This is a genomic window from Prevotella sp. MGM2, assembly GCF_002933955.1.
Classification (GTDB): Bacteria; Bacteroidota; Bacteroidia; order Bacteroidales; family Bacteroidaceae; genus Alloprevotella.
This window is the reverse complement of sequence record NZ_BEWW01000229.1, coordinates 1-855: the sequence shown is the minus strand read 5'-3', so window position 1 is coordinate 855 and position 855 is coordinate 1. Positions and strand designations below refer to the sequence as shown.

The following is an 855-nucleotide window of genomic DNA, read 5'->3' as shown; positions in this document are numbered from 1 at the left end:
CACTCACACCGTCCTTAGTGATGCGCGGTGCGCCAAACTTTTTGTCGATAACCACATTACGACCTTTCGGGCCGAGTGTTACTTTTACTGCATTTGCCAATGCATCAGCGCCTTCGCGAAGCAGTTCGCGGGCATCCACGTCATATTTGATTTCTTTTGCCATGATGTTTTAAGTTATTTAGAATGGCCAGTGAAAAGCCTGCAGACGGACCAAAATACTGAAAAGAACGGTCGCATTGTCTGCAGCCACAGGCACATCGCGTTTTTAAAAAAATTACCGTTTATTTCTCCACTACAGCCAGAATGTCGTTCTGGCGCATGATGAGGTACTTTTCGCCATCAAGTTCCACTTCCGTACCGCTATACTTGCCATAAAGTACAGAGTCGCCGGCTTTGAGCACCATTTCCTCGTCTTTTGTACCAGCGCCTACAGCGAGCACTTCGCCCTGCAGAGGTTTTTCCTTGGCTGTGTCGGGAATGATAATACCACCAATTGTCTTTTCTTCTGCCGGTGCAGGTTTCACCAGCACGCGGTCTGCTAATGGTTTAATGTTCATAATTTTGAGTCTTTATATTATATGTTTGTCATTTTGAGTCAACCCACACCATCCTTCATCCTTGCCGCACTACCAGCCGATGTGAGGGCGCGTTCCAGTCCCTGACATTGCGAAAAGTGTGCCAAAAACCCAAAAGACGTACTGCATGCACATTTTTGTCATACCCTATGACAATGTGACAGGACCACGCATGCCTGCCATGCAGTTGTCAGCCTTCCTCTCACCGGCTCACACCGCCGGCCTGTACCCGCCTTAAAACGCCCCCCCCCCAACCGTTCTTGAGATTAACATATTTAAC

1 protein-coding gene and 1 pseudogene are annotated in these 855 nt (G+C 48.2%); both read right to left on the bottom strand.

From position 1 onward, the window contains the following. Nucleotides 1–163: pseudogene (groEL, locus tag C5S62_RS05770) on the bottom strand (chaperonin GroEL); the annotation flags it as partial. A 118-nt stretch (nucleotides 164–281) separates the two neighbouring features. Further along, nucleotides 282–557 carry a co-chaperone GroES gene (locus C5S62_RS05765; protein WP_104404454.1) on the bottom strand — a complete coding sequence of 92 codons (276 nt, stop codon included), beginning with the start codon at nucleotides 555–557 and terminating at the stop codon, nucleotides 282–284. Between the last annotated feature and the right edge of the window lie 298 nt (nucleotides 558–855).

Excerpts from the sequence above, each read along its gene's own strand:
- C5S62_RS05765 (WP_104404454.1), bottom strand. The coding sequence starts at position 557 with ATGAACATTAAACCATTAGCAGACCGCGTGCTGGTGAAACCTGCACCG.